Origin of the sequence: Microvirga zambiensis WSM3693, assembly GCF_016735695.1 — a bacterium.
GTDB classification, from domain to species: Bacteria; Pseudomonadota; Alphaproteobacteria; order Rhizobiales; family Beijerinckiaceae; genus Microvirga; species Microvirga zambiensis.
This window is the reverse complement of record NZ_JAERQD010000047.1, coordinates 1-26002: the sequence shown is the minus strand read 5'-3', so window position 1 is coordinate 26002 and position 26002 is coordinate 1. Positions and strand designations below refer to the sequence as shown.

The 26002-nt window shown below is 56.2% G+C and carries 21 protein-coding genes and 1 pseudogene; 20 read left to right on the top strand and 2 right to left on the bottom strand.

Annotated elements, in window-relative coordinates; genetic code table 11:
- Positions 1 to 101: 101 nt before the first annotated feature.
- Complete coding sequence (locus JKL46_RS25965; protein ID WP_201838741.1) at positions 102 to 1340, bottom strand: ABC transporter substrate-binding protein; 1239 nt, start codon at positions 1338 to 1340, stop codon at positions 102 to 104.
- A 159-nt stretch (positions 1341 to 1499) separates the two neighbouring features.
- Between JKL46_RS25965 and JKL46_RS25960 the strand changes: the two genes are divergently transcribed.
- The 3 genes from JKL46_RS25960 to JKL46_RS25950 all read left to right on the top strand — a co-directional run bounded on the left by JKL46_RS25960 (position 1500) and on the right by JKL46_RS25950 (position 5271).
- Positions 1500 to 2570, top strand: a complete 1071-nt coding sequence (locus tag JKL46_RS25960) for a LacI family DNA-binding transcriptional regulator (RefSeq protein WP_201838739.1) — start codon at positions 1500 to 1502, stop codon at positions 2568 to 2570.
- 41 nt (positions 2571 to 2611) lie between these two features.
- Positions 2612 to 3610 (top strand): Gfo/Idh/MocA family protein, encoded by a 999-nt coding sequence (locus tag JKL46_RS25955; RefSeq protein WP_201838737.1) that lies wholly within the window; start codon positions 2612 to 2614, stop codon positions 3608 to 3610.
- 221 nt (positions 3611 to 3831) lie between these two features.
- Positions 3832 to 5271, top strand: coding sequence for a phosphomannomutase (locus tag JKL46_RS25950; protein ID WP_425493302.1), 1440 nt, complete (start codon positions 3832 to 3834; stop codon positions 5269 to 5271).
- Position 5272: 1 nt separating this feature from the next.
- On the opposite strand, the gene JKL46_RS25945 is transcribed toward JKL46_RS25950, so the two are convergent.
- Positions 5273 to 6166, bottom strand: coding sequence for a glycosyltransferase family 2 protein (locus JKL46_RS25945; protein WP_201838733.1), 894 nt, complete (start codon positions 6164 to 6166; stop codon positions 5273 to 5275).
- Between the two features lie 450 nt (positions 6167 to 6616).
- On the opposite strand from JKL46_RS25945, the gene JKL46_RS25940 reads away from it, so the two are divergent.
- From JKL46_RS25940 to JKL46_RS36945, 17 genes and pseudogenes are all read left to right on the top strand, one after another.
- Positions 6617 to 7924, top strand: coding sequence for a nucleotide sugar dehydrogenase (locus tag JKL46_RS25940; RefSeq protein ID WP_201838731.1), 1308 nt, complete (start codon positions 6617 to 6619; stop codon positions 7922 to 7924).
- Positions 7925 to 8001: 77 nt separating this feature from the next.
- Positions 8002 to 8856 (top strand): ABC transporter permease, encoded by an 855-nt coding sequence (locus JKL46_RS25935; protein ID WP_343074126.1) that lies wholly within the window; start codon positions 8002 to 8004, stop codon positions 8854 to 8856.
- 9 nt (positions 8857 to 8865) lie between these two features.
- Positions 8866 to 9633 (top strand): ABC transporter ATP-binding protein, encoded by a 768-nt coding sequence (locus tag JKL46_RS25930; protein ID WP_201838727.1) that lies wholly within the window; start codon positions 8866 to 8868, stop codon positions 9631 to 9633.
- A gap of 135 nt (positions 9634 to 9768) precedes the next feature.
- Entirely contained in the window at positions 9769 to 11805 is a 2037-nt protein-coding gene (locus JKL46_RS25925) for a glycosyltransferase (protein ID WP_201838725.1), read from the top strand.
- Between the two features lie 173 nt (positions 11806 to 11978).
- Positions 11979 to 13040, top strand: a complete 1062-nt coding sequence (rfbB, locus tag JKL46_RS25920; protein ID WP_201838724.1) for a dTDP-glucose 4,6-dehydratase — start codon at positions 11979 to 11981, stop codon at positions 13038 to 13040.
- Positions 13041 to 13102: 62 nt separating this feature from the next.
- Positions 13103 to 13660, top strand: a complete 558-nt coding sequence (rfbC, locus tag JKL46_RS25915; RefSeq protein ID WP_201838723.1) for a dTDP-4-dehydrorhamnose 3,5-epimerase — start codon at positions 13103 to 13105, stop codon at positions 13658 to 13660.
- Positions 13661 to 13696: 36 nt separating this feature from the next.
- A complete protein-coding gene (rfbA, locus tag JKL46_RS25910) occupies positions 13697 to 14569 on the top strand; it encodes a glucose-1-phosphate thymidylyltransferase RfbA (protein ID WP_201838722.1) in 873 nt (290 codons plus the stop codon).
- 372 nt (positions 14570 to 14941) lie between these two features.
- The gene (locus tag JKL46_RS25905; RefSeq protein WP_201838721.1) at positions 14942 to 16447 is read left to right on the top strand and encodes a hypothetical protein; all 1506 of its coding nucleotides are present in this window, start codon (positions 14942 to 14944) and stop codon (positions 16445 to 16447) included.
- 589 nt (positions 16448 to 17036) lie between these two features.
- Complete coding sequence (gene rfbF, locus JKL46_RS25900) at positions 17037 to 17807, top strand: glucose-1-phosphate cytidylyltransferase (protein ID WP_201838720.1); 771 nt, start codon at positions 17037 to 17039, stop codon at positions 17805 to 17807.
- Entirely contained in the window at positions 17804 to 18874 is a 1071-nt protein-coding gene (gene rfbG, locus JKL46_RS25895) for a CDP-glucose 4,6-dehydratase (RefSeq protein WP_201838719.1), read from the top strand. The genes rfbF and rfbG overlap by 4 nt, the downstream gene beginning before the upstream one ends.
- Before the next feature lie 44 nt (positions 18875 to 18918).
- The gene (gene rfbH / locus JKL46_RS25890) at positions 18919 to 20280 is read left to right on the top strand and encodes a lipopolysaccharide biosynthesis protein RfbH (protein ID WP_246529537.1); all 1362 of its coding nucleotides are present in this window, start codon (positions 18919 to 18921) and stop codon (positions 20278 to 20280) included.
- A 66-nt stretch (positions 20281 to 20346) separates the two neighbouring features.
- Entirely contained in the window at positions 20347 to 22146 is a 1800-nt protein-coding gene (locus tag JKL46_RS25885; protein WP_201838714.1) for a thiamine pyrophosphate-binding protein, read from the top strand.
- Between the two features lie 18 nt (positions 22147 to 22164).
- Positions 22165 to 23130, top strand: coding sequence for an NAD-dependent epimerase/dehydratase family protein (locus JKL46_RS25880; protein WP_201838712.1), 966 nt, complete (start codon positions 22165 to 22167; stop codon positions 23128 to 23130).
- A 13-nt stretch (positions 23131 to 23143) separates the two neighbouring features.
- Positions 23144 to 23524: a GtrA family protein gene (locus JKL46_RS25875; protein WP_201838710.1), complete on the top strand. Its 381-nt coding sequence runs from the start codon at positions 23144 to 23146 to the stop codon at positions 23522 to 23524.
- Positions 23521 to 24468: a glycosyltransferase family 2 protein gene (locus JKL46_RS25870; RefSeq protein WP_201838708.1), complete on the top strand. Its 948-nt coding sequence runs from the start codon at positions 23521 to 23523 to the stop codon at positions 24466 to 24468. Before JKL46_RS25875 ends, JKL46_RS25870 begins: the two co-directional genes overlap by 4 nt.
- 55 nt (positions 24469 to 24523) lie before the next feature.
- Positions 24524 to 25294 carry a ferredoxin--NADP reductase gene (locus JKL46_RS25865; RefSeq protein ID WP_201838706.1) on the top strand — a complete coding sequence of 257 codons (771 nt, stop codon included), beginning with the start codon at positions 24524 to 24526 and terminating at the stop codon, positions 25292 to 25294.
- Between the two features lie 193 nt (positions 25295 to 25487).
- Positions 25488 to 25915, top strand: a pseudogene (locus tag JKL46_RS36945) (transposase); the annotation flags it as partial.
- Positions 25916 to 26002 lie beyond the last annotated feature (87 nt).

Here is a 26002-nt window from a genome sequence, read left to right as displayed (position 1 = left end):
AATCGAGATGGTATCCACCGGACAGGCTCCGTTGAGAGTGCATTAAGATCCAGCGATGGGGTGCCTCGCCCCGGTATGATACGGGGCGAGGCAGGCAGTCCTCAGGTCGCGTCCCGCATGGCGTTGCTCACCTTCTCGATGAAGGTATCGACCGTCATGCTCGGGGTGTTCCAGTACTGCGTGACGGCATCCTGGATGGCGCCCGAGTAGTTCGGCGGGCTCAGCAGCTCCATAGCCTCGACCTGGTTGGCCGGATCCTTCAGCACCGCGCTCGACCTCTGGGCGCAAACGTCCATCGAGGACACGTCCACATCCAGTCGGACCGGGATCGAGCCCTTCTTGATGTTGAAGGCAAGCTGGGTGGCCGGGTCGAGAAGAACCTGGATCAGCTTGTCCTGGGTCTCGAGCGCCGCCTTGTCCTTGGTCGCCGGGAAGACGAAGACGTCGCCGCCGATCACTTCCTTGGGGGTGTCGCCCACAAGGGTGCAGCCGTATTCCTTGCCTGGCGTCTGGCCGGCCGCGGTGAACTCGCCCTTGGCCCAGTCGCCGTTGAAGTGCATCGCCGCCTTGTTGGTGATCACGAGCGCCGTCGCGTCGTTCCAGTTGCGGCCGGGGCTCGCCGGATCGACGAGGCCGCGCATCTTGCCGAAGAGCTCGACGGTCTGCCTGAACTTCGGATCCTTCAGCACGTCCGGCTTACGGACGCCGTAGAACTGACGGAACATCTCGGCGCCGCCATTGCCGACGAGCACGGCGCGGAACAGGTTGTGCTCCCAGGTCGGCTGTCCGCCAAGTGCGATCGGGATCACGCCCTTGGCCTTGAGCTTTTCTCCGGTCTCGATCAGCTCAGGAAAAGTCTTCGGAGGCTGAAGACCTGCATCGGCAAAGATCTTCGTGTTGTAGAACATCCAGTTCTGGCCGTGGATATTGACGGGAACCGCATAGAACTTGCCGTTGCGGACGGCAGCCTCGACGATCGGCTTGGGCATGATCTCGCGCCACTTGCCGGCTTTTGCCTGGGCGTCGACGTCGCGCACCAGATCGTTGCTGACCAGCTCGTCGAACTGCTTGCCGGTGTTGAACTGCATCATGGTCGGGGGATTGCCGCCCACCATCCGGTTGATGCCGGCGGTGCGCGCATTGACGCCGCCCGCGATGGCGTTGTCGACCCAGGTGCCGCCGGCCTTGGTGAACTGGTCGGCGAAGACCTTCACCGAGGCCGATTCGCCGGCGGAGGTCCACCAATGGAGAACCTCGGCCTTTTGTTGCGCAAAGGCTCCGGTGCTGCAGACGAGGGCAACAGAAAGAGTATACGCGGAAACGCGTGTTTTCATGCTCATAGCTTCCTCCCAGAAGCGCTTTATCGATTTTTGTAATCGATTACATCTTGAGTTATAGGTTGTATGTGCTTTTTAGATTAGTCAAGAAGGAAGTTGAGGTAAGTTGTCGCCCCCTGAAAGAGGGTAACGTATCTTGCCGAGGTCCTAGGGGTAACCTGCATGAGTCGGAATAGCTGGAGGGCGGTCAAGGACATACGCATTGCCGACGTTGCACGACTTGCAGGCGTATCCACGGCAACTGTCAGCCGTGTCCTCTCGGATCCCGACAAGGTTCGGAAAAAAACGCACGATGCCGTGATGGAGGCTGTGCGCCGCAGCGGCTACACTCCCAACAGCACGGCGCAGAAGCTGCGCACCCGCCGCACCATGAATGTGCTGGTGGTGGCGCCGAGGCTGACGAACCCGGTCTTTGCCGAGATCCTCCGCGGCGTCGACGACGAGCTGACGAAGTCGGGATACGGCATCATCATCGGCAATCTCGACAACCGGCGCGAGCGCGAGGCCCGCTACGTCGACCTCGTCCTGTCCCGGCAGGTGGACGGCGTTCTCCTGCTGACCGGCTACATCCCCGAGCACGGCGCCCGCAGCATGCGCGAATCAGGCCTCCCGATCGTCGGCATGTGCGCCGCCATTCAGGACCCGGCCATCCCGAATGTGGTCGTCCAGGACCGGGAGGCCACCCGCAGGGCCGTGGAATATCTCGCCGCCCTCGGCCACCGCAGGTTCGGCTATATCTCGGGCACGCTGAGCTCGATCATCGAGAGCGAGCGGTTCGGCGGCTTCAAGGAGGGGATTGCGGCCATCGGCCTCAGCCGGAACGATTTCGTGCGCTGGGAAGGGCCTTTCGTCTTCTCGACCGGCGTTGCCGCCGCCGAAGCCTTTGTGCGGATGGAGGACCGTCCGACCGGCATCTTCGCCGCCTGTGACGAGAGCGCGATCGGCTTCATCAAACGCGTGCGGGCCGAGCGCATCCGCGTGCCGCAGGACGTGTCGGTGATCGGCTTCGACGGGGTCGAGTTTTCGGATTATTCCGAGCCGACACTCACGACGTTTCGCCAGCCCCTGCATGAACTCGGGCGGGTCGGGGCCGATGTGCTCCTGAAGCTCATCCGGGGCGAGATGAAATCCGAGGATTGGAACATCCGCCTGCCCCTGACGCTCCTGGAGCGCGAGACGACCGGGCCGGTTCTGCACAAGGATTACAAATCGCTGCGCCGCTCGGTATTCTGAAGCCGAAATGCTCCGCAATGAGCGGGGAGGAGGAGAACGCCATGCAACCCGTCCGCTGGGGCATCCTGAGCACGGCCCGGATCGGTCGAACGAAAGTCGTTCCGGGCATGATGAAAAGCCCGCTCTGCGATGTGGTTGCCGTCGCCTCGCGGGAGGAGGGGGCGGCCAGGGCCATGGCGGCGGAGCTCGGCATTCCCGGAGCCCATGGCTCCTATGAGGCCCTTTTCGCCGATCCCGAGATCGAGGCGATCTACAATCCGCTGCCCAATCATCTGCATGTGCCGATGACCCTGGCCGCCGCGGCGGCTGGCAAGCACGTTTTGTGCGAGAAGCCGATCGCCATCACGGCGGACGAGGCCGAAGAGCTCCGAAAGGCCTCGAAGCAGGTCCTGATCGCGGAGGCCTTCATGGTCCGCCATCACCCGCAATGGCACCGGGCCCGCGAGATCATCCAGAGCGGCGAGATCGGGGAGCTGCGCGCGATCCAGGTTCTCTTCGCCTATTTCAACAGCGATCCCACGAATATCCGCAACAAGGCCGACATCGGCGGGGGAGGGCTCCTCGACATCGGCTGCTACGCGGTCGTCGCCGGTCGCTATTTCTTCGATGTGGACCCCGTTCGGGCGGTCACGCTGATGGACCGCGATCCCGCCTTCGGCGTCGACCGCACCACCAGCGCGCTGATGGATTTCGGGGGCGGGCGGCAGATGACCTTCACGGTCTCGACCCAGTCGGTGCCCTACCAGCGGGTCCAGATCCTCGGAACGAAGGGAAGGATCGAAATCGAGATCCCCTTCAACGCCCCGCCGGATATTCCCACGCGGATCTTCGTCGACGAGGGAACTGCCCATGCCAACCGCTCCGCCCGTGCCATCGAGTTTCCCGTGGTGGACCAATACCGGTTGCAGGGAGAAGCCTTCAGCCGCGCGGTCCGTGGCATCGAGCCTCTGGCCTATGGACTGGAGGATGCGGTCATGAACATGCGCATCCTGGATGCGCTGCGCAGATCGGAGGGCTCGGAGGCGTGGGAACGGGTTTGAACGGCATAAGGCAAGGTGCGTCGAACGGCTCGTCCTGAAGGCAATCCTTCGGAAGCGCCACCCATGAGGATGACGGGACTCCCCAAGTGGATGCATTGATCTTGATCGCCAAGTCGCGAAAATAGCCCTGATCGCCATTCCCTTGGCGATGCGGCAAGCAGGCCATCGATCTCTCCGGCTTCAGGACGAGAGTGCAAACGAGGATGGATATGATTCCGGACGTGGTCCAGTCGTCCCTCAAGTTCGGCACAAGCGGCTTGCGTGGGCTCGTAACGGAGTTGGATGGCGTTCCGGCTTTCGCATATACATGCGCGTTCGCGGAGATGCTGAAAGCCGATGGCGCGGCGGCTGCGGCCGGCCATGTCGTCCTCGTGGGACAGGACCTGCGCGCCAGCAGCCCGGACATCTCCCGACTTTGCTGTGCCGCCCTTCACGCGTCCGGACTTCGGCCTCTCGATTGCGGTGCCCTGCCGACGCCGGCGCTTGCCTATCACGGCATCCGCTTTGGCCTCCCTGCCATCATGGTCACCGGAAGCCATATTCCGGAGGATCGCAATGGGCTGAAATTCTATCGGGCTCAGGGCGAGATCGACAAGAAAGACGAGGCTGCCATTCTGGCCTGGCATGCCAGGCTGGCGATTGCCTCGATACCGGAGGCTGCCCATAGCTTCCAGGCCGAAGCACCGGACACTGACCTCATTGCGGCTTACTTGGCTCGCTACCGAGATTTCTTCGGGACCGGAGCGCTGAAGGGCCTAACGATCGGGGTGTATCAGCACTCCTCAGTGGCCCGTGACATCATGGTCGAGATGATCGAAACCCTTGGAGCCCGGGCTGTGCCGCTCGGGCGCGCCACGCAATTCATCCCTGTCGACACGGAAGCATTGCGGGAGGAGGACGAGGCTCTGGCGCGGCGCTGGGCCGGCGTGCAGGCGCTTGACGCCATCGTGTCGACGGATGGCGATGCGGACCGGCCTCTGATCTCTGACGGAAACGGAACCTTCCTGCGTGGCGATCTGGTGGGGGCAATCACGGCCAAATTGTTGAGGGCGGACGTTATCGTCACCCCAGTGACCTCCAACTCGGCCCTGGAAGCCTCAGGCGCATTCCCCACAGTCATTCGCACCCGGGTCGGATCCCCTTACGTCATCGAGGGAATGAAGGAAGCGGCCCGCTCGGGCGCCGAGGCCATCGTCGGATTCGAGGCCAACGGCGGGGTTCTGCTCGGTTCGGACATCGTCCGGAATGGGCGCAGTCTGAAGGTGCTCCCAACCCGTGACGCGATGCTGCCGATCCTCTGCGTGCTCGGGCAAGTTGTAGGGGAGGCAAGACCACTTGCCGACGTTGCGGCTACCTATGCGTTCAAGGCTGCCGCGAGCAACCGGTTGAAGGATGTGGCCAGCGAGAGGAGCGCCTCATTCCTCAATCGACTGCAAGAGGATAGGGGTTTCCTTGACGAAACGCTCGCCCCCTTGGGCGGCTGTGCCGAGCTTGATCGGCGCGACGGTCTGCGCCTGACGGCGAATAATCGCGAGATCGTTCATTTCCGGGCATCCGGCAACGCCCCCGAACTCCGTGTTTACGTTGAAGCGGATACCCCTGAGCGGGCTGAAGCCCTGCTGGAATGGGGCCTTGCCACCGCGCAGAGGCATGTGGGGTGAATCACTGCCGGAGGGGGCCGAGCCGCCCGCCGATGCCGTCCCAAATTCCGCGAGCCATGAGCTGCAGCCTGCGCGCCCGCTCGTCGACGAGTGTCGTGTAGGTTGCCAGAAATCCAAGGCTTCGGCTGACGAAATAGAGGCGCCAGGCGAGCGGCGTATGGGGCTGGCGGGCGAGCCAGAGCGCGTTTCGCACCCAGTAATAGTTCCGGATCGGTACATGGACCGCGACACGCTTCGTGCCGATCTGAACGGTGTCGTTGCCTAGGCGGTGATCGACGGTGGCCGTCGGCGAGAGAAAGCTTTTGTATCCTGCCTTGCGGGCCCGGAAGCACCATTCGACGTCCACGAGGTCAATGAAGAGTTCCTCTTTGAACCCGCCGACTTGGTCGAGGACGGTCAGTGGGATCAGGGAGCCCGATGCGATGATGAAGTCGCTGGCGACCGGGCGTTTCGCATCTGCGAGGGATAGCCGGGATAGCCAGAGTCCGTTGGCGACGTAGCCCCTCGTTTGCCGCCGGCTGTTGAGTTCATAATAGGCCGGCCCAATTGCGGCGACTGGGCCGTGGTCGCGTTCGAGGGCGAGCAGGTTTTGGGCTAAGTCAGCCACGACCTCTGGGGCGAGGAAGGTGTCCTGATCGAGCAGCAGCACATGTGAGAAACCTTCGGCGCGAGCATAGGCAACACCCTGATTCTGGGCGGCCGCAATCCCGATATTGTTAGGGTTATCAACAAGGTGGGCCGAAAGCTCTGCGGCCGTGCTCCGGATGTCCTCGATATTCCCGGAACCATTATCAACTACAACGAGGTGCTGAACTTGGGAGGTGACCGATTGCAGGGTCTGGGCCAGAACGTCAATGTCCGGATTGTAAGTAACCGCGACGGCCACGATGCGCATGATGTTCCCCAGGATCAGGTGCGCCCTAGTAAGGTGATCTCCAGGGCCGAGCAAGCTCGGGGCTCCACCGTGAGAGAACGGTCCAACAATCGGAAACTAGGCTTTGCAGGCGCTCGAGTTGCCTTCTGCGTGGTGCAATGACGAGCGCTTTGTAACAACATTACATATTTAAAACTTTAGAATCAATTCAGAAGTTTAACCTATTCGACGAGCCAAGTGATCGTACTCGCGACGCTGCACATCCTTTGAGCCGGTGCGAGTGGCCAGGGTTGCTGGCGAGGGGCCAAAGCGGTATAGCGGCCTCCGACGCGTACCGGTCAGGCTTGCCGACCGGATGCCTCTCCCTATGGCAGGCGCGGCACTATGGCGCTTTCCCGAGGTATGCGGTCTCGATCAATGCCCTTATAGAAGGGGCGCGCCGTCCCACGAGCCTGAAGCCGAGTTGTCCCGATGCACAAAGATACGCTGCTAAAAAAGTTGAACGATAAGACCGCTGTGATCGGCATCGTTGGGCTTGGCTATGTCGGTCTGCCGCTTTCGCTCCGCTACTCTGAAGTCGGATACCGGGTCGTCGGCTTCGATATCGATCAGAGCAAGGTCGACGTCCTGAAGCGGGGGCAGACTTATATCGAACATATCGGCTCGGACGGGATCGCGAAAGCGATCAGGAATGGCTTCGAGCCGACCTCGGATCTCTCCCGTGCCCGCGATGTGGATGCCTTGATCCTCTGTGTGCCGACCCCCCTGAACAAATACCGGGAGCCGGATCTCAGCTTCGTGCTGAACACGGTCGACGCCCTTCTTCCCCACCTGAAAAGCGGCCAGGTCATGTCCCTGGAGAGCACGACTTACCCCGGGACGACGGAGGAAGAATTGCGCCCACGGCTCGAGAAGGCCGGATTTACCATCGGTGAGGATGCATTTCTCGTGTTCTCGCCCGAGCGCGAGGATCCAGGCAATGCCAAGTTCAGCACGCACACCATTCCCAAGGTCTGCGGCGGCAGCACGCCGTCATGCCTCGAGGTCGGCCTCGCCCTGTATGGCCAGGTGATCAACACCGTTGTGCCGGTGAGCTCGACCCAGGCAGCCGAGCTGACGAAGCTGCTCGAGAACATTCACCGGGCGGTCAATATCGGCCTCGTCAACGAGATGAAGATCATTGCCGACCGGATGGGGATCGACATTCACGAGGTCATTCGGGCCGCCGCGACCAAGCCCTTCGGCTTCGTGCCTTATTATCCGGGCCCGGGCCTCGGCGGGCACTGCATCCCGATCGATCCGTTCTATCTGACCTGGAAGGCGCGTGAATATGGTCTGCACACGCGCTTCATCGAGCTCGCTGGTGAGATCAACAGCACAATGCCCGAATGGGTGGTCGAGAAGATCGCCGATGCCTTGAACGAGCGTGAGAAGCCGATCCGCGGCAGCAAGATCCTTGTCCTTGGCATTGCCTACAAGAAGAATGTCGACGACATGCGGGAATCGCCGTCGGTCGAGCTCATGACACTGCTGCAGGCGAAGGGGGCACAGATCGCCTTCAGCGACCCACATGTTCCGAGTTTCCCGAAGATGCGGCGTTATTCATTCGATCTCAAAAGCGTCGAACTGACGCCAGAGGTGCTGGCCAGCTACGATCTCGTGCTGCTGGCGACCGATCACGACAAGTTCGACTACGAGACTATCGAGAAGTACGCGAAGCTCATTGTCGATACGCGCGGACGGTATCTCGGGGCGCGCAGCAACGTGGTGAAGGCGTAATCTGCCTGTACGACCAAAGTTCTGAGATTATGATCACTGCCTTATCGCTGGGCTTCGGTTCAAGATAAAAGCGTTTGGTGCTTCGGGATGATGGCTCAAGCGCTGCTATCAAAATCAAGGAAACAAAGTTGAGAACCGACGGTTCGAAAGTGTTAGACGTATTACGTGAGGTTCGTGATGGATGGCGCTGGCGCGAACTGTGGATGACGCTTGGCTGGCGAGACGTGCAGACACGTCATCGGCAATCACACATTGGCCCGTTCTGGAACACACTCAGCTTGGCGTTTGTTGCGACTTGTATTGGCAGTCTCTACGGCGGGATTATGGGGCATCCGATGTCGGATTATATTCCCCATCTCGTCACCGGTTATATGATCTGGATCTTTCTAAATGCGCTAGTGACCGAGGGGAAAGACGCCTTCGTGAGTAACGCCTCCGCCATCCGAGAGATCGCCGTTCCCGGGACAGTGTATGTCTATAAACTTCTCTGGAAAAATTTGATCATCCTCGGCTTTAACGCCATTGTCTATTTTGCGGTTCTTGCTCTTTACCAAGTGTGGCCGTTTCCGAGCATCGTCCTGGTTCTGCCCGCACTAGCGATGATATTGCTGAACGGGATTTGGGTGGCCCTGCTATTGGGCCTCATCAATGTACGTTATCGAGATTTAGGGCAGCTGATTCCGAATGCCATGCGCCTTGCTTTCTTCGTGACGCCCATCCTTTGGTTTCCCGACAGTGCCAGCGGCATCCGCGCAGTCTTCGTTTACTTCAACCCATTTTACTACTTCATAGAACTCTTGCGCGCTCCGCTTCTGGGGCAGCCGCCAGGCCTTTTGATCTGGGCTGTGGCTTTTGGAATTACGGTTGTCGGTTGGGGGATCACCTTGCCAGTCTATGCTCATTGGCGCCGGCGCATAGCGTTCTGGGTTTGAGGTCGGATAATGGCGCTGATCAAGCTTGAAAACATAACGCTGGAATTTCCGGTCCACGCCTCGAAGTCTGATAGGAAGCGTCCTTCATCTGCGGACAAGCCCATCGGCGGGCAACTGTCATCAGGGCAGGCGGGGCAGATGGTGGTGCGCGCCCTCGATAAACTCTCGCTGACGCTTGGTCCAGGCGATCGTCTGGCACTTCTGGGGCATAACGGAGCGGGCAAGACCACGCTCCTGCGAGTGATGGCCAGGCTCTATCCGCCGACGCATGGACGGGTCACCATTCAAGGACGTGTGGCGCCACTGCTGAACCTTAGCTTCGGTCTCGATATGGATTCGACCGGCTATGACAACATTTTTATTCGCGGGCTCTTCCTTGGGATGAGCAAGGCAGAACTAAAGAAAAAAGCCGATGTTATTGCGGAGTTTAGCGAGCTCGGAGATTTTCTCGATCTGCCTATGCGCACCTATTCCTCGGGCATGCGGGCACGTCTGGCTTTCGCCATCTCAACGCATGTGGAAACGGACATCCTTTTGCTGGATGAGGTCGTAGCAACAGGTGACGCCCGTTTCTTGCAAAAAGCTAACGAGAAGCTTGAGAGCTTTGCACGTGAGTCCAAGCTACTCGTCCTGGCCTCCCACTCCAACAAGGTGCTGCGGGATCTCTGCAACAAGGCGGTCCTCTTGGAACATGGTCGCATCAAAGCATTCGGCGATCTTGAGGAGGTGATCGAAACCTATGCCGCTTCCGCGGGCGTCAGCGCCAAGGATGGGTGATCTCACAATGTCGGCACGAAAGCGCGAGGAAGAAGGGCATGCATTGAATGCAGGAAGCTGGATCGCCTCGCGCGCGGCAACCCCAAGTCTTCCTCGGAGGGTTTCGCGAATAGCGTGCGGCAAGGTCTTGGATCGATGACTCAGGATGCCCTGCAGTCTACACCTCCGGACGACAACGCGGCTGCTGGAGCTGACGCTACCTCTCTACGCGAGCAACTCGAAAGACAGAGCGAGGAGATCGCCGAGCTCCAAGCCACCGTTCATGGCTTGTACGCTGAGATCAGGGAATTGCGTGGATCGCTGTCCTGGACCGTCACGCGTCCTTTGCGCGCCCTAGCCCGCAGCCTACCCGGTGTGGCGGCCCTGGTTCAGCGCACTCTTGATCGAACGAAGGATGGTTTCGCCGTCATATTACCGAAACAGGCTGCCCAGGCTTTGTTCGACAGTCGTTGGGTTGTTCGGGACGATATAGGTAGGCAGATCGCGGCCTATCGAGCGGCCCCCGCAGACGGGCGCCGGATTGTAATCTACACGGCGATCTTCGGCGAATATGACAACCTGCTCCTCCCGGAGCGCATTGATCCGTATGTCGATTACGTGTGCTTCACGGATCGCCCACGAAACGACTATGGTGTCTGGCAGATGCGCGCCGCGCCGTATTATCATCCCGACCCGACGAGAATTGCTCGCTGGGTCAAGACGCACCCCCATGAGCTGTTTCAGGATCATGAGATCGCCATTTGGCTGGACGCTAACATCATCCTGAAGGGCGACATTCACCATTACATTGGATTGGTCACGAGCAAGGGCGCCGATTTAGGACTTATAGCGCACCCCCATCGCGCATGCTTCTACGATGAGGCCGAAGCCTGCAAGCGCCTCAACAAGGATTCCGCAAAGCTCATCGACAGACAGATCGAGCACTACCGAAGGGCTGGACTGCCCCTCAAGCAGCCGCTGTTCGAAACCGGCTTCATGGTAGTTCCCCTCAAGAGGCAAGAGACATCCGACGTCCTTCACCTGTGGTGGCAGCAAATAGAACGGTATAGCCGCCGTGACCAGTTGGGCCTGGCGTGGGTGATTTATCGCTGTCCCGATCTTTCCATAATTCCCCTGCTGCCGCAGGGTGCCTCTGTGAGGCATCATGAGGATTTCCTGTACTTTCGGCATATTTTTGCAAGAACCCTGACTGTTCCGGAGAAAATCCTTCACTATGGGACGCTCGCCAGCCCGTTCAAAGAGCGTTCTTTCGCTGAGGCAAAGGACGGGCGGCTGAAATCCGTCACCAATGTTCCTGTCGATATCATCATATGCGTGCACAATGCCCTGGAGGATGTGCGCCTTTGCCTGGAATCGGCTTGGGCAAGCCTGCTGCCCAAGCACAGGATCATCATTGTCAATGATCGTTCCGATGCGCAGACAACGTCCTACTTGCGCGAGTTTGCAAAGGGCAGGGAACAGGTCACCCTAATCGAGAATGAGGATAATTTGGGCTATACACGCTCCGCTAACCGGGGCCTTGCCGCCGGAATCGCGGATCTTCGCATTCTCCTGAACAGTGACACCATCGTCAGCCCGAATTGGGCCCTCAAGCTTCTCGACGCGGCAAACCAGAGCCCAAGGATCGGCATCGTGGGTCCGCTTTCGAATGCCGCAGGGGCACAATCCATCCCCCAGATCAAGGCCAAGGGCAAGAACACCGCCATCAACCTGCTGCCGCCAGATGTGGCTCCTTCCGACCTCGATCTCGCCTGCGAGGCGTGGAGCGACGCAGATCTCGTGCCCCGCGTGCCCCTCGTCCATGGCTTCTGCTTCGGCATCAAGAAGGAGGTCATCGAAAGTGTCGGCTTCTTCGACGAGGAGAATTTCAAGCTCTTCTACGGTGAAGAGAATGACTATTGCTTCCGGGCGCTTGACGCGGGATTTGAGCTTGCCGTTGCGACCAACACCTTCGTTTATCACCGTAAGTCGAGAAGCATCGATGAGGAAAAGCGGGTGATGCATATGGCCGAGGCTTGGAAGCGCCTGCGGGAACTCTATGGTGCGGACAAGATCTTGGCGGCCTATCGACAGGTAGAGGAACACCCTCTGCTGAACCGGGTGCGTACGGAGGCTGGGCGCTATCTGCAGTTGCCTCGGAGTCCTCGGGAGAGGGCATCTTATCTACCATAGGTCGAGCGTGCTCTACGAATGTGGCTTATTGCCCTCTTAGTCGGGCCAAAGCAAGAAGCCGTGGACGGTATCGCCATTATACGCTAGTACCCGGCCGGATATACAGAAAGCGGGTTGCTCATACTCGACGAAAGAGCATGCTCCGCGACCGGGGATGAAGAAGAGCAGGGGTCATGGCAAAGAGATATTTGGTCACCGGAGGTGCCGGATTCATTGGATCGGCCGTCGTCCGCAAGCTGATTTCCGACACGCCGCATCAAGTCTTGGTCGTCGACAAGCTCACCTATGCGGGGAATCTCGATTCTCTTGAACCCGTTGCCGGTAGCGATCGCTATCGTTTTTTGCGCGCCGATATTGCCGATGCAAAGCAGATGGAGGCAATGATTGGCGAGTATCAGCCCGACGTGATCATGCATCTTGCCGCCGAAAGCCACGTCGATCGGTCAATCGACGGCCCGGGGGAGTTCGTGCAGACGAATGTGGTCGGCACCTTTACGCTTCTGCAAGCTGCGCTGGCGTACTCGAACAAGCTGGACGCCGCGCGCCGTGATGCTTTCCGCTTCCATCACATCTCGACCGATGAGGTCTTCGGCTCCCTGGGCGAAGAGGGGTTCTTCCACGAGGAATACCCCTACCAGCCCAACTCGCCGTACTCGGCCTCCAAAGCGGCATCGGACCATTTCGTGCGCGCGTGGCACCACACCTACGGCCTACCGACGCTGATCACGAACTGCTCCAACAATTACGGGCCGTATCATTTCCCTGAGAAGCTCATTCCCCTCATGATCCTGAACGCGCTTGAGGGAAAGCCGCTGCCGGTCTATGGCAAGGGTGAGAATGTCCGCGACTGGCTCTATGTCGATGACCATGCGGACGCTTTGATCCTCGTGGCCGAAAAGGGCAGGGTGGGCGAGAACTACAACATTGGCGGCTGGAACGAACGCACGAACATCGATGTCGTGCGCGCCATCTGTCAGCTCGTCGACGAGATGGCGCCGAGCAATGCGATCGGTGCGCGGGAAAAGCTGATTTCCTACGTGACGGACCGGCCCGGCCATGACCGGCGCTATGCCATCGACGCCAGCAAGATCGAGCGCGAGTTAGGATGGCGTCCGGCCGAGACCTTCGAGAGCGGGTTGAGAAAGACAGTTACTTGGTATCTTGATAACCAAGCCTGGTGGGAGCGCGTCCGCTCCGGCGTTTACCAGGGCGAACGCCTCGGGATCGCGGTCTAAGCTCGTTGCTTGATCCACCGGTTCACGACCCAGTGCTGAATGTGAATGAGGAAAGGTGTCACGTGCTTGTTGTTGAGCCGACTGTAATCCCTGATGTGAAGATCGTGACGCCGCAACGCTTTGGCGACAATCGCGGATTCTTTTCCGAGACCTACAACCGGGGACGTTTCGTAGACGCTGGTATCGATGCGGAATTTGTACAGGATAACCACTCCTTATCAGCAACGGTCGGCACTGTGCGGGGACTACATTTTCAGAGCGAGCCATTTGCGCAAGCCAAATTGATCCGGGTTGTGCGTGGCAGCATTCTTGATGTTGCAGTGGATATTCGGCGCTCATCCCCGACATTTGGAAAGCATGTCGCAGTCGAGTTGTCGGCAAGAAATGGCCGCCAGCTTTTTATCCCGGTCGGCTTTGCCCATGGCTTCTGTACACTCGAGCCGGATACCGAGATCCAGTACAAGGTCTCGAACTACTACTCCGCAGCTCACGATCATGGGCTGCTCTGGAATGATCGGGCCATCGGCATCTTCTGGCCCATCAACCAGGACGACGCAGTTCTTTCCGAGAAGGACCAACGGCAACCGGCTCTGGCTGAGTTGCCGTTCTATTTCGACTGAGTCCGGTGATACTCAATTCTAGCGAGAGATAAAGACATGAAGGGCATCATTCTGGCAGGTGGCAGCGGGACGCGCCTACATCCAATGACCTATGTCACGTCCAAGCAACTGCTGCCCATCTATGATAAGCCGATGATCTATTATCCGCTGACCACCCTCATGCTAGCGGGTGTTCGGGACATTCTCATTATTTCGACGCCCGAAGATCTTCCACGGTTCCGGCAGCTTCTTGGAACTGGTGAGCAGTGGGGCGTTCGTTTGTCATATGCCGAGCAGACAAAGCCGGAGGGGCTTGCGCAGGCGTACATCATTGGTGCTGATTTTGTGGCCGGGGGCCCGTCGGTGCTAATTTTGGGCGACAACGTCTACTATGGGCATGGTCTGACAGACTTGCTGCGCTCTGCCGCCAGTCGCACATCAGGAGCTTCAGTCTTCGCCTACCATGTAACCGACCCCGAACGATACGGCGTTGTCGAGTTCGATAGTACTGGTAAAGCGGCTTCGATTGAGGAGAAGCCCAAACTGCCGCGCTCAAGCTGGGCCGTCACAGGTCTATACTTCTACGATTACCAAGTCGTCGACATTGCTGCAAACCTGAAGCCTTCCTTGCGTGGCGAACTCGAGATCACCGACGTCAACCGTGTTTACCTCGAAAAGGGAGAGCTTCAGGTTGAGCTTATGGGACGCGGGTACGCCTGGCTTGACACTGGTACGCCTGATAGCCTTGTGGAAGCTGCCGAGTTCGTTCGTGCATTGGAGAAACGGCAAGGCTTCCGGATCGCTTGTCCCGAGGAAGTTGCCTACGCGTCCGGCTGGATCGATCGGACCAAATTGGTGGAGCTTGCTAATCGGCTTCCAAAGAGCAGCTATGGGCAGTATTTGCTCCGCATTGCTGAATTCGAAAGATAGACGATAAACTCTGCAGAATGGGCGTTAGCGAAGTGAACTCCGTTTGGTCAGCATTGACTACGCCAATGTTCCACCCTTTGCACTCATTATGGTGTTTGGAGTGCACGTTGCATAGGCTACACGCTTCCACTTCCCAATGTCTGCATCTCCGGAACAAGGTTCGGCACAACAACTACGTTCCGCACGTTCATTGCAACGGTCGTGTTCCGAGCAACTGATCTGCTGTTAGGTCCGGATCAATCGATCAACGTGTTCGGTATCGGAGTGCGACTGATGACCTGAGGATCAAGAGTGCAGGAAACCTGAGCGTCGTGCTTCAATCCCGCATTGACAATTCATCTTAGGCGGGATTTCTCGTGCCTCGATAGTAGCATGCCCGAACCCCTGAGGAACGTGAACGATATGTCGCAACCAGTCAGTCTGCCGCCGCGCAACTGGTTTACAGCTGATGTAGTACAATATCCGAAAATGCGCCTCGCAATTTTCATTATCACCGTTATGGTAATGATGGGATATGTAGCCGGATCGAACCCGCCTCCATATTTCTGCTGTGACGCTGAGCATTACTGGAACTTAGGTAGCAGCTATTTCAAAAGTGGCAGTTTTTCACTCTATGACTTCGAAACCACGTTTAGGGGCTATTCGCTCCCGCTGATACTCGGGTTTCTTAGGTTTATAGCAAAGGCGATCCAAATAGAAGAGTTCAGGCTCTTTCATGTGTTCAATGCTGTCGTTACCGCGGCGGCTTTGGTTTATGTGATTCCAACTCTGGCCAAAAAGGTCTTCTCTGTAGATTCCACAGCGGTTGGCACGTTACTGACTATTGCTTTGTTCATGCTCTTCTGGGGCGGATATCTTATAAACCCCCTGAGCGACACATGGTCATTTTTCCTCGCGGCGGCGGCGGCTCTTGCGACCATCCTTGCTCTGGAAAGCGCGTCAGACGGCAAGCGCCTTTTCTTGGGGCTCATCGCTGGAGCTGCCGTCGGTCTGTGCCTCAATATCAGGCCAATTTACGCACTTTCCTTACCTATTTATGTCCTAGGCATTATGCTTGCGAGGGGTGTTACCCCCAATGTGAAAACTCTTGTCCTGCTCCCATTCATCGGTGGTGTGTTTGCTGCCTTGGTACCGCAGGCCCTGTTGAATGCTGCTCAGATTGGGACTGCAAACCCACTCTCCCACTCAGGTAGCTTGTATGTCCTTCAGATATTCATGGGAACTGCCGTTCAAAGGCACGAGTGCGCCTACTTCATGGATACGGCTGGCGTTTCGCTCTTAGCCAGAAACGGAATTGAGGTTCTCAAGCCAGCACCGGAGGGTGCGTTTTACTTTGATGTATCGATCGAAAATCGATCGATACTAGAGTATGTTGGAATGGTCTTGCGCCATCCAATTGATTTTGCAGCGTTGTATATCAGACACATATTCAACGGGTTCACGGTATTACGGGATAATATCTATGCATGTAATTACCGAATGTACGACACCTTTTTATCCCTAGCGTCGCTGCTTCTAGGAGGTCTGGCAATTGGACTTGTATGTGTCGCGTCCAAGATAGTTTGGTCCGCTAAGTACAAATGGTTCGTTCTAGCATCGGTGGTGCCACTGCTTGTTATAGTGCCGACTTCAATTGAGGGGCGGTTCTTCTTTCCCGCGCAGATGTGGTTCTACATGCTATTGGCGTTCGTAGGCATTCGTGGTTCTACATTGATGTTGCTTCGGGCAAGACTTGGCGCCATTGCTGCAGTGGCAACTTTGATATTCGCCATTGGACTCATCCAGTTCGCCGGGGTTCAGAGCGGAAAGTACGCTTGGTTGGGTCTTGATGGTGGGCGTGTGAAACTCCGGCCCGCACCGCAACTAATCACGCAGTAAAGATCGAACGACAGCAACTTGCCCGACTCAAATCTTAGGGCGTGCAGGACAGCATTACGAGGCCTGCTACGTTGCCGAGCTCTACCGAGCGCGTCGATCGTATCATCTCGGTTGGAAGACAAGGCTGAGGCAAAGCAGCCCATTTTGGACATTTAGTGGGCGGCCGCAGCGCCGCGACCAAGTTTACAGCGTAACGCTCGACTATAGGCGTGTATATCTCATAACATGAAGTTTATGCGTCCGAATTTTATGTACATGCAATGTATGTGATTGGCGGTAAGTGGCAACAAGAGAAAGCGTGCCGTACGTTAACCTAAGCTATTGCTCAAGACACGAGGTCGGCTTGGTACAAATACAGAGCTATAAACCGAAAAATACTTAATCTTCCGGCGAAGTTCCTGTCTCGGATGTTCAAAGAAAATGTAACTCTCTCGCCGCGCTGACTTGACGTTCCAAGCGATTTATCCCAATAGCCTGCCAACGTTGAATGGCCACTCGATCCTGCCACAGCATAGCGGTGGTCAGGAAGGGAAGTGGCGAATGATGTATCCGATCACCAGATCCGAATGAGGGGCCTGTGCATTCCAATATGAAGGTTGTCATCCTGGCAGGCGGACTCGGGACTCGGCTGTCAGAAGAAACAGTAGTGAAGCCCAAACCCATGGTTGAAATCGGTGGTCAGCCGATCCTTTGGCACATCATGAAGATGTACAGTCATCATGGGTTCAACGATTTTGTCGTGTGCCTGGGTTATAAAGGCTACGCAATCAAAGAGTACTTTGCCAACTACTTCCTTCATACGTCTGATGTAACTTTGCATCTTGCGGAAGACCGTATGGAGGTGCATCGCAACAGTGCTGAACCGTGGCGTGTGACGCTTGTCGATACCGGCGACACAACCCAAACAGGCGGCCGCCTCAAGCGCGTTCTAAACCATATTGGAGAGAACGACTTCCTTCTGACTTATGGCGATGGCGTTTCTGACGTCGATATCGGCGCCTCGCTTCGTTTTCACAAAAGCCACGGAGGCTTGGCGACCGTAACTGCCGTATACCCCCCGAAGCGTTTTGGCCAGCTTGAGATCGTCGAAGGCGAGGTTCGGGATTTCAAAGAAAAACCTGACGGCGAGGGAGGTTTTATCAACGGCGGGTTCTTCGTTCTGTCACCGAAAGTTGGTCGCTACTTGGCCAACGATAGCACGATCTGGGAGCGTGAACCCCTCGAGAGTTTGTCGAAAGAGAGCCAGCTCCATGCCTTCAAGCATGAGGGATTTTGGCAACCTATGGATACATTGCGCGACAAAAACTATCTGGAGGAACTCTGGGCGACAGGCCGGGCGCCTTGGAAGGTTTGGGCATGAACCACAGTTTCTGGTCCGGGAAACGGGTGCTCGTGACCGGGCACACGGGTTTCAAGGGAGGATGGCTCTCGCTTTGCCTCGCCGAATTGGGCGCGGAGGTTGTAGGCTTGGCTCACTCGCCGAATTCCAATCCAAGCTTCTTCCACGTAGTCGGAGCCGAGCATTTCGTTTCCTCATCAATAGGTGAGATCAATGACCTAAGCCTGCTCGAAGAAGTTCTACGAACGTACCAGCCAGAGGTTGTATTTCACCTTGCCGCCCAAGCGTTGGTACGGGCCTCATACAGGGATCCGGTCGGCACGTTCGCCACTAATGTCGGCGGCGTTGTAACTGTCCTTGACGCTATAAGACGAGCTCCGTCGGTTAAGGCCGCTCTCATTGTCACCAGCGACAAATGCTACGACAATCGTGAATGGGTCTGGGGTTACCGTGAAAACGATCGCCTCGGCGGACGCGATCCGTACAGCGCGAGCAAGGGCTGTGCCGAGATTGCTGCACAGTCGATGCAGCTGAGTTACTTTTCTCCCTACGCGGCCGATGGTCATCCAGCGCGGATCGCCACGGTTCGGGCTGGCAATGTCATTGGTGGCGGAGATTGGTCAGAGGATCGCTTAGTCCCTGACATCATTCGCGGCTGTCTCGGTGCTTCCGGTGAGGTTCAGATCCGTCACCCGCATGCTGTCCGGCCCTGGCAACATGTCATGGATCCTGTCGCGTTTTACTTGGGCCTTGCAGAACGTCTGACAACATCGCCCGAGGGAGTCGACGAGGCTTGGAACATTGGTCCAGAGGCGGACGACACGCGTGCAGTGATCGATGTAGCGGATGCTTTGGTAAGTGCGATCGGTAAAGGACGCATTGTAACCAATCGGGCTGCGTCTGGCCCACATGAAGCGAACCTCTTGACGCTTGATTGTGCGAAGGCCAAGGCGAAGCTCGGCTGGAACCCTCGATTGCGGTTCGATCAGGCAATCCGCTGGACTGCTGAATGGTATGCAGCCTGGGATCAGGGCCAGGACATGAGGGCATTCACGAAGCAACAAATAGCCGATTTTTATGAGGCGTGAGGAGCTGATGCTCACGCGCCCCCAGTATATGAGCGATGGCGACCATGAAGTCTAATGCTGAACTCGCTGAATTGCGGGCACAAATTCTCTCTCTATCCGAACGCTATGCTGAGTTGGCGCACGGTCCTCAGGCATTCGTGCCTGGTTCGACACCAGTGCCTCCTGCTGGCAAGGTTCTGGGTGCTCCAGAGATGCGAAATCTGGTCGATTCCTGTCTCGACTTTTGGCTGACGACCGGACGATTCAACTCTCGGTTTGAAGCTGTCCTTGCTAAGACGACTGGTGCGCGAAGAACCTTGACGACCAACTCGGGATCTTCAGCCAACTTGTTGGCCGCGACAGCCCTCACTTCACATATCCTCGGTGACAAGGCGCTGAAGCCCGGTGACGAGGTTATCACGTGTGCAACCGGTTTTCCGACGACAGTGAACCCGATCATTCAGAATGGCCTCGTTCCTGTATTTCTGGATGTTGAACTCGGTACCTACAATATCGATGTCAGATGCCTTGAAGAAGCGTTAACGCCTCGAACTCGGGCTATCATGGTGGCGCACGCCCTCGGGAATCCATTCAACCTTGGCGTGATCAGCGCGTTCGCCAAGAAGCATGGTCTGTTCCTTGTAGAGGATTGCTGTGACGCTCTCGGGGCAACCTACAATGGCCAGAAAGTGGGTACGTTTGGCGAGTTGGCTACTCTCTCCTTTTATCCCGCCCATCATATCACAATGGGTGAGGGAGGTGCTGTTCTTTGCAACAAAACCATCTTCAAGCGAATTGTCGAATCAATCCGGGATTGGGGACGAGACTGTTACTGCGAACCTGGGCAGGATAATACCTGCAACAAGCGGTTTGAGTGGCAGCTCGGTGAGCTTCCGTTCGGGTATGATCACAAGTATACCTACTCCCATCTGGGCTATAATCTCAAAATTACCGATATGCAGGCTGCCATCGGCCTCGCGCAAATCGATCGCCTTTCAGCTTTCGTTGATGCTCGGCGGCAGAACTGGAATTACTTAAAGGACGGCTTGAAGGAGCTCGAAGACATATTCCTGTTGCCCGAGGCGACGAAGGACAGCGAGCCGTCCTGGTTCGGCTTCTGCTTAACTCTTCGTCCCGATGCTCCAATAGATCGCGAGCATCTGCTCCGTTTTCTGAACAACGAGAGAAAGATCGGAACCCGCCTGCTATTCGGCGGCAACCTTCTTCGCCAGCCATACATGGCAGGGAGGGAGTACAGAGTTGTTGGTGGAACCGAGAACAGCGATATTGTGATGAATCGTACATTCTGGGTTGGCGTCTACCCAGGGTTAGGAACAGATCACCTCGATTACATCATTGAAAACCTGCATGAGTATGTCAGAAATTTCCGCCTAGGAACGGCTAGTTCGTTCGCAGCAGCTCGCTAAGCCTATACGCCTGACGAAGGGGGCTTCCTGATGGATTCTGGCCCTAACCTACGGAGTACCCGATCAATGACCGGCTCTGAATACATCGCAGAGTTCTTGACTCGCATTGGAAGTCGCCGCGTATTCACCCTGCAGGGCGGAGCCTGTGCATTTATGGTTGATGCAGTTGGACGTCATCCTGATCTGGAGGTGATCTGCGTCCAAAACGAACAGGCTGCTGCGATGGCGGCCGATGCGGTTTGGCGTGTCAGCCGTCGGGTTGGTGTGACTATGGCGACGTCTGGGCCCGGCGCGACAAACCTTATTACTGGCATCGCCTGCTCATACTTTGACTCGATTCCTTCCATCCATATTACAGGTCAGGTTAATCAACGAGAGAGCAGCGCTGTTCACGGCGCTAACGTGCGTCAGTCAGGGTTTCAGGAAACGAAGATCGTCGAAATTGTTCGTCCAATCACCAAGTATGCGGTTCTTGTGAAAAGTGTCGAAGAGCTCCGGCGCGAGCTGAGCAAGGCCTACAATATAGCTATAAGCGGGCGTATGGGGCCGGTTCTCATCGACGTTCCCATGGACATTCAGCAAGCTGAAATGGAGCCCATCTTCGATGATTTGTCTCGAAGGGACGATGTTGACGTCGAGAGCATCAATCATGCGGCATACGCACTGAGCGACATTTTATCTGCGGCGAAGAGACCGGTTGTTCTATGGGGCGGCGGCATTGGGTTGGCTGGAGTCGAGGCAGATGTCGCGACTTGGATCTCGGAGACTGGCCTCCCATTTGTATCCAGTTGGGCGGGTTTAACATCGTTCCCCCATAAGCACCCACAGTTTGTTGGGCAGATTGGAGTTTATGGAAATCGCGGGGCGAATTTTGTCTTGCAGAATGCGGACACCGTCATCGCACTCGGCAGTCGGCTTGACAATCGCCAGCGTTCCGGCAATGCGGACAATTTTGCCACGGATGCTACCGTTGCCGTTGTCGACGTCGACGTCGAGGAACTCAGAAAATACGCGAATGACCGGTATCGTGGCATTCACCTGGATCTTCATGACTTTCCGAAAGTCGCCGCACAGGTTCCATCGGTCAATCTCGATCCAGAGTGGATCGCGTATGTGCGCGAGATGAAGTCAGCGTACTATGGCAGAGAAACCAGCTCGACGGCTCTTCGATTAAACACTTTGTCACCTTATGATGTCATTCGGCGCCTCAGTGAGATTGTCGATGAGGATGCAGTCATCGCAGCAGACACGGGCGCGGCGGTATGCTGGCTGCACCAGAGTTTCAGCGTCAAACGGCAGACGCTCTTTACCGCCGGCGGAAACTCTCCAATGGGTTACGCACTGTGCGCTGCAATCGGTGCCAAGCTAGAAGCTCCACAACGACAGGTGATCTCCTACAATGGAGACGGCGGTCTTCAGGTAAATATCCAAGAGCTGCAAACGATCAGGCATCTTGACTTAGATATCGCAGTAATCGTCATGAACAATGGCTGTTACGGCATCATCAAGCAATTCCAAGATAGCTATTTGGGTAGCCGGTATATCGCTTCAAAGGACGGGTATAGCACGCCAGACTTCGGCGCAGTCGCAAAAGCCTACGGACTGGCTTACGCCCGGATCGAGAAGATGAGTGATCTCACCCCTGATCTGTTCAAGCAAGGACCGATCCTGATCGATGTTGTTCTTAGTGATCAAACGTTGATTGAGCCAAAGCTTGAAATGGGACGCCCTATCAATGACCAGTACCCTTACCTGAGCCAAGCTGAGTATACACAGGGCAACCGGTACGTGCCATATCCGAGGCCCGCTCACTTAGAGGTCATGATTGGAGCTGAGGGCAGTAATCTCGAACAGCAGTCTCTCTGATATTGTCTAGGTACGGACATGCGAATTTTCGTTACAGGTGCAGGTGGATTTGTAGGAGCGGCTGTTGCACGACAGGCTTTGGAAGATGGCCATTCTGTTACTGCAACGGTCCGTCCCGGAAGCTCTGCTGACAGAATTTCTGCAGTTCATTCGAACCTGGAGCTCGCGCCATTAGATCTGCGCGACGCAACAGCCGTTGCATCGGCTGTTGCGAACAGTCGCCCTGACGTGATCATACACGTAGCCTGGAGCGGCGTCAGCAACAGGGCGCGACAGGAGCAAGTACAGATTGACGACAACATTTCGGCATCCTGCGCACTGGTTGAGGCCGCCGCACAGGCCGGAGTATCGAAGATCGTTGGACTGGGTTCGCAGGGTGAGTACGGCCTGCTCAGCGGACGCATTGGTGAAGACGCACTTCCAGTCCCGACATCCCTTTATGGCGCATCGAAGCTCGCCACCCTCTATCTGACTAGACAGCTTGCGGCTAATGCCGGCATGTCCTTCGCTTGGTTGCGTCTATTTTCAACCTATGGGCCTGGCGATAATCCCCATTGGCTGGTCCCCTCGCTAATTGAGCAAATGCTGAATGGAAGTCGCCCTAAGACGACGCTCGGGACCCAGCTTTGGGACTACCTGTACATCGATGATGTAGCGAGAGGGATCCTTGCAGTAGCCACGACCCAAACCGCGACAGGGGTCTTCAATCTGGGTTCTGGGCGCGCGATCAGCATCCGATCGGTCGTTGAAGCCATTCGTGATGTAATCGACCCAAAGATGGAACTCGTCTTTGGAGAGATCCCATATCGCGACGATCAGATCTGGCATATGGAGGCAGACATCACGAGATTGACGAGCCTCACGGAGTGGTCGCCCCGGATCGATTTGATGCCCGGTCTACAGCAAACAATCACATGGCATAGAGGGCAGCGCACGCACTCGGGAGGCACCCCGAGTAAAGCGCCAGCAGAACACTGTGCCTAGGATTTCCGTATCATTGACCACAGACGTCCTGAGACGTTTTACTCTTTTTTTGGTAGCAGGCCTGCTGAATACTGCCGTCGGCTATAGCATTTATGCGCTGTTGATCATGCTCAGTTTGATTCCAGAGTTGGCCCTTTTGGTCGCAACGGGATTAGGACTGATCTTCAATTTTTACTCCACTGGTAAAATCGCCTTCGCTGGCGCTACGAAACGGTACTTCCTCCGATTTGTGGCTGTGTACGGTGCTGTCTATCTGCTTAATGCGAGCACCTTGCGCATTCTTATCATGAACGGACTTGATCCTCTATTGAGCCAAGTGATGCTGCTGCCAATGAATGTAATTCTGACATTCATTGCGCTCCGGGCCTACGTTTTTCAGGAAAACGCACGATGAAGACCATCTCAGTCGTCTCTCCTTGCTTCAATGAAGAGGAGAACGTTTATGCCTGCTACAAGCGGGTTAAAGAGATCTTTGAGCAGGAATTGCCAAACTATCACCTAGAGCACATCTTTGCAGACAACGCGTCTACGGATCGTACTGTCGAGATCTTGCGGGAGATTGCTGCAAGTGACTCGAATGTGAAAGTTATCCTGAATGCGAGGAACTTTGGGCCGTTTCGATCTTTGTTTAATGGACTTCGATATGCGACCGGCGACGCAATTCTCGTGTTTCTTCCCGTAGATCTTCAGGATCCGCCAGAACTGATTCCGGAGTTCGTTCGGCACTGGGAGAATGGCATTGAGGTTGTTGCTGGCGCTCGTGCGAACAGGGAAGAAAGTTTCCTGCTAAGATCATGCCGCAGGATCTTCTATCGGGTTGTGAATAGCCTTTCAGATTTTGATATTCCGCCAGATGTAGGCGAATTCCAATTGATTGATCGGAAAGTTTGGCACGCTGTCGTTTCGCATGATGATCATTACCCTTACATCCGCGGTATCATCGCCTCATGCGGGTTCAAGCGTCTGATTGTCCCTTACACTTGGAAGGCGCGTAAGCGTGGGCTGTCCAAGAACAATCTGCCGCGTCTTATAGACCAGGCACTGAACGGGATATTCTCGTTTACGAATGCGCCAATGCGGTTTTGCATTTATGTCGGCTTCGGAATCGCCGCCCTGTGTTTCATTTACGCGGCGTTCTCGATTCTAGCCTCTATCGCGGTACCAAATCTCGCACCGCCAGGAATTATGACCGTAATCGTTTCATTGTTCTTCTTGTCTGGGGTTCAACTCGCCTTTATTGGGATGCTGGGTGAGTATGTTACCTCTATCCATGCGCAAGTCCGACGTGGTCCGATTGTGATAGAGCGGGAAACAATCAACATCAATCCCAGTGAGTAATGCGAGTCACAGAGCAGTAAGAGATCCTCACTTCATTGATAAGATGACGAATGCGATGAGTAACTCGAACGAAGAAACGGTAACAAAAGTCCAACACTGGACCGAAGGGCTATTTAGCTTCACGACAACCAGACATCCGACGTTTCGGTTCGTAAATGGTCAGTTCACTATGATTGGCCTTGAGGTTCAAGGCCGGCCCTTGCTCAGGGCATATAGTATCGCTAGCGCGAACTATGAGGATGAACTTGAGTTCTTCAGTATAATTGTTCCAGATGGCCCTCTAACCTCCAGATTGCAGCATCTTAGGGAAGGTGATCCCATCATCGTCCGGCGAAAGGCGACTGGCACGCTCGTTCTCGAAAATCTGCATTCGGGAAGAAACCTGTATTTGCTTAGTACCGGTACCGGCCTCGCCCCATTCTTAAGTATCATTAAGGACCCTGAAACCTATAAGCGTTTTGAGAGGGTTGTTCTTGTGCACGGATGTCGCCGTGTCTCTGACCTAGCGTATTTCCAGGTCATTAAGCAGGAACTTCCGGCAAGCGAGTATATAGGGGAATGCATCCGTAATCAGCTAATCTATTACCCAACCGTCACTCGTGAGCCGTTCGATAACACCGGTCGCGTTACACGATTGCTCACGAGTAAGAAGCTCTTCCAAGACATTGGGGTGGAGCCCTTGTCAGACCTAGATAAGGTTATGATATGCGGCAGTCCGGCAATGCTTAGAGATACGAAGCAGATTCTTATTGATATGGGGTTGCAAGAGGGCAATCACGGCGAACCCGGTGATTTTGTCGTCGAAAAGGCATTTGCTGAGCGATGAGGAGGCTGCGCGAGCAGACCTTCGCACAAAATAAAGCTGATCTGGGTAAGGCTGAGGCTCCAACCGCCGATGCGGTCATAGATTAGAGGCTGGTGAGCAATTTTATTACTCGATTCAAATACTTGATTCAGAATAGATTTTTTGAGAATCGATCGGGTGAATGCGGGCTGTTTGACGGTCGAGGAGCCCCGCTATGAACACCTATCCCTATGCCAGTGATCTCACTGATGCCGAATGGGCGCTGCTCGCGCCCCTTTTCCCCCGCGGCCATCCGGCCGGACGGCGACAGACTTATCCGTTGCGGCGCATCGTCGATGCGATCTTCTACCTGCTGCGCACCAGAGTCCAGTGGCGGGTGCTGCCGCACGAGTATCCCCTGCGTGGTGCCGTCCTCTACCCCTATGCCCGGTGGCGCGAGGATGACACATGAGAGTACGTGACCCAGGTTCTGCGAGAAAGCTATCGCTGTAAGATCGGCCGGGCGCCGCAGCCGACAGCCGAGATCATCGATAGTCAATCGGTCAAGACCGCCGAGATGGGCGGACGGCGTGGCTATGATGGTCCAAGAAGGTCAAGGGGCGTAAGCGCCGTCTTCTCGTTGATACGCAAGGCATTCTGCTGAAGAACAGGGGTAAGCACTCGGTGTGCGCCCTCTTGTGAGAGCGCTGTTTGCGCGTGACGTTCTGACCTTAAGGCTCGCTTTAAGGT

What these genes read in the sequence shown, in the direction of transcription:
- JKL46_RS25965 (WP_201838741.1), bottom strand. Translation starts at nt 1,340, where the DNA reads ATGAGCATGAAAACACGCGTTTCCGCGTATACTCTTTCTGTTGCCCTC.
- JKL46_RS25960 (WP_201838739.1), top strand. Translation starts at nt 1,500, where the DNA reads ATGAGTCGGAATAGCTGGAGGGCGGTCAAGGACATACGCATTGCCGAC.
- JKL46_RS25955 (WP_201838737.1), top strand. Translation starts at nt 2,612, where the DNA reads ATGCAACCCGTCCGCTGGGGCATCCTGAGCACGGCCCGGATCGGTCGA.
- JKL46_RS25945 (WP_201838733.1), bottom strand. Translation starts at nt 6,166, where the DNA reads ATGCGCATCGTGGCCGTCGCGGTTACTTACAATCCGGACATTGACGTT.
- JKL46_RS25940 (WP_201838731.1), top strand. Translation starts at nt 6,617, where the DNA reads ATGCACAAAGATACGCTGCTAAAAAAGTTGAACGATAAGACCGCTGTG.
- JKL46_RS25930 (WP_201838727.1), top strand. Translation starts at nt 8,866, where the DNA reads ATGGCGCTGATCAAGCTTGAAAACATAACGCTGGAATTTCCGGTCCAC.
- JKL46_RS25925 (WP_201838725.1), top strand. Translation starts at nt 9,769, where the DNA reads ATGACTCAGGATGCCCTGCAGTCTACACCTCCGGACGACAACGCGGCT.
- rfbB (WP_201838724.1), top strand. Translation starts at nt 11,979, where the DNA reads ATGGCAAAGAGATATTTGGTCACCGGAGGTGCCGGATTCATTGGATCG.
- rfbA (WP_201838722.1), top strand. Translation starts at nt 13,697, where the DNA reads ATGAAGGGCATCATTCTGGCAGGTGGCAGCGGGACGCGCCTACATCCA.
- JKL46_RS25905 (WP_201838721.1), top strand. Translation starts at nt 14,942, where the DNA reads ATGCCCGAACCCCTGAGGAACGTGAACGATATGTCGCAACCAGTCAGT.
- rfbF (WP_201838720.1), top strand. Translation starts at nt 17,037, where the DNA reads ATGAAGGTTGTCATCCTGGCAGGCGGACTCGGGACTCGGCTGTCAGAA.
- rfbG (WP_201838719.1), top strand. Translation starts at nt 17,804, where the DNA reads ATGAACCACAGTTTCTGGTCCGGGAAACGGGTGCTCGTGACCGGGCAC.
- rfbH (WP_246529537.1), top strand. Translation starts at nt 18,919, where the DNA reads ATGAAGTCTAATGCTGAACTCGCTGAATTGCGGGCACAAATTCTCTCT.
- JKL46_RS25885 (WP_201838714.1), top strand. Translation starts at nt 20,347, where the DNA reads ATGACCGGCTCTGAATACATCGCAGAGTTCTTGACTCGCATTGGAAGT.
- JKL46_RS25880 (WP_201838712.1), top strand. Translation starts at nt 22,165, where the DNA reads ATGCGAATTTTCGTTACAGGTGCAGGTGGATTTGTAGGAGCGGCTGTT.
- JKL46_RS25870 (WP_201838708.1), top strand. Translation starts at nt 23,521, where the DNA reads ATGAAGACCATCTCAGTCGTCTCTCCTTGCTTCAATGAAGAGGAGAAC.
- JKL46_RS25865 (WP_201838706.1), top strand. Translation starts at nt 24,524, where the DNA reads ATGAGTAACTCGAACGAAGAAACGGTAACAAAAGTCCAACACTGGACC.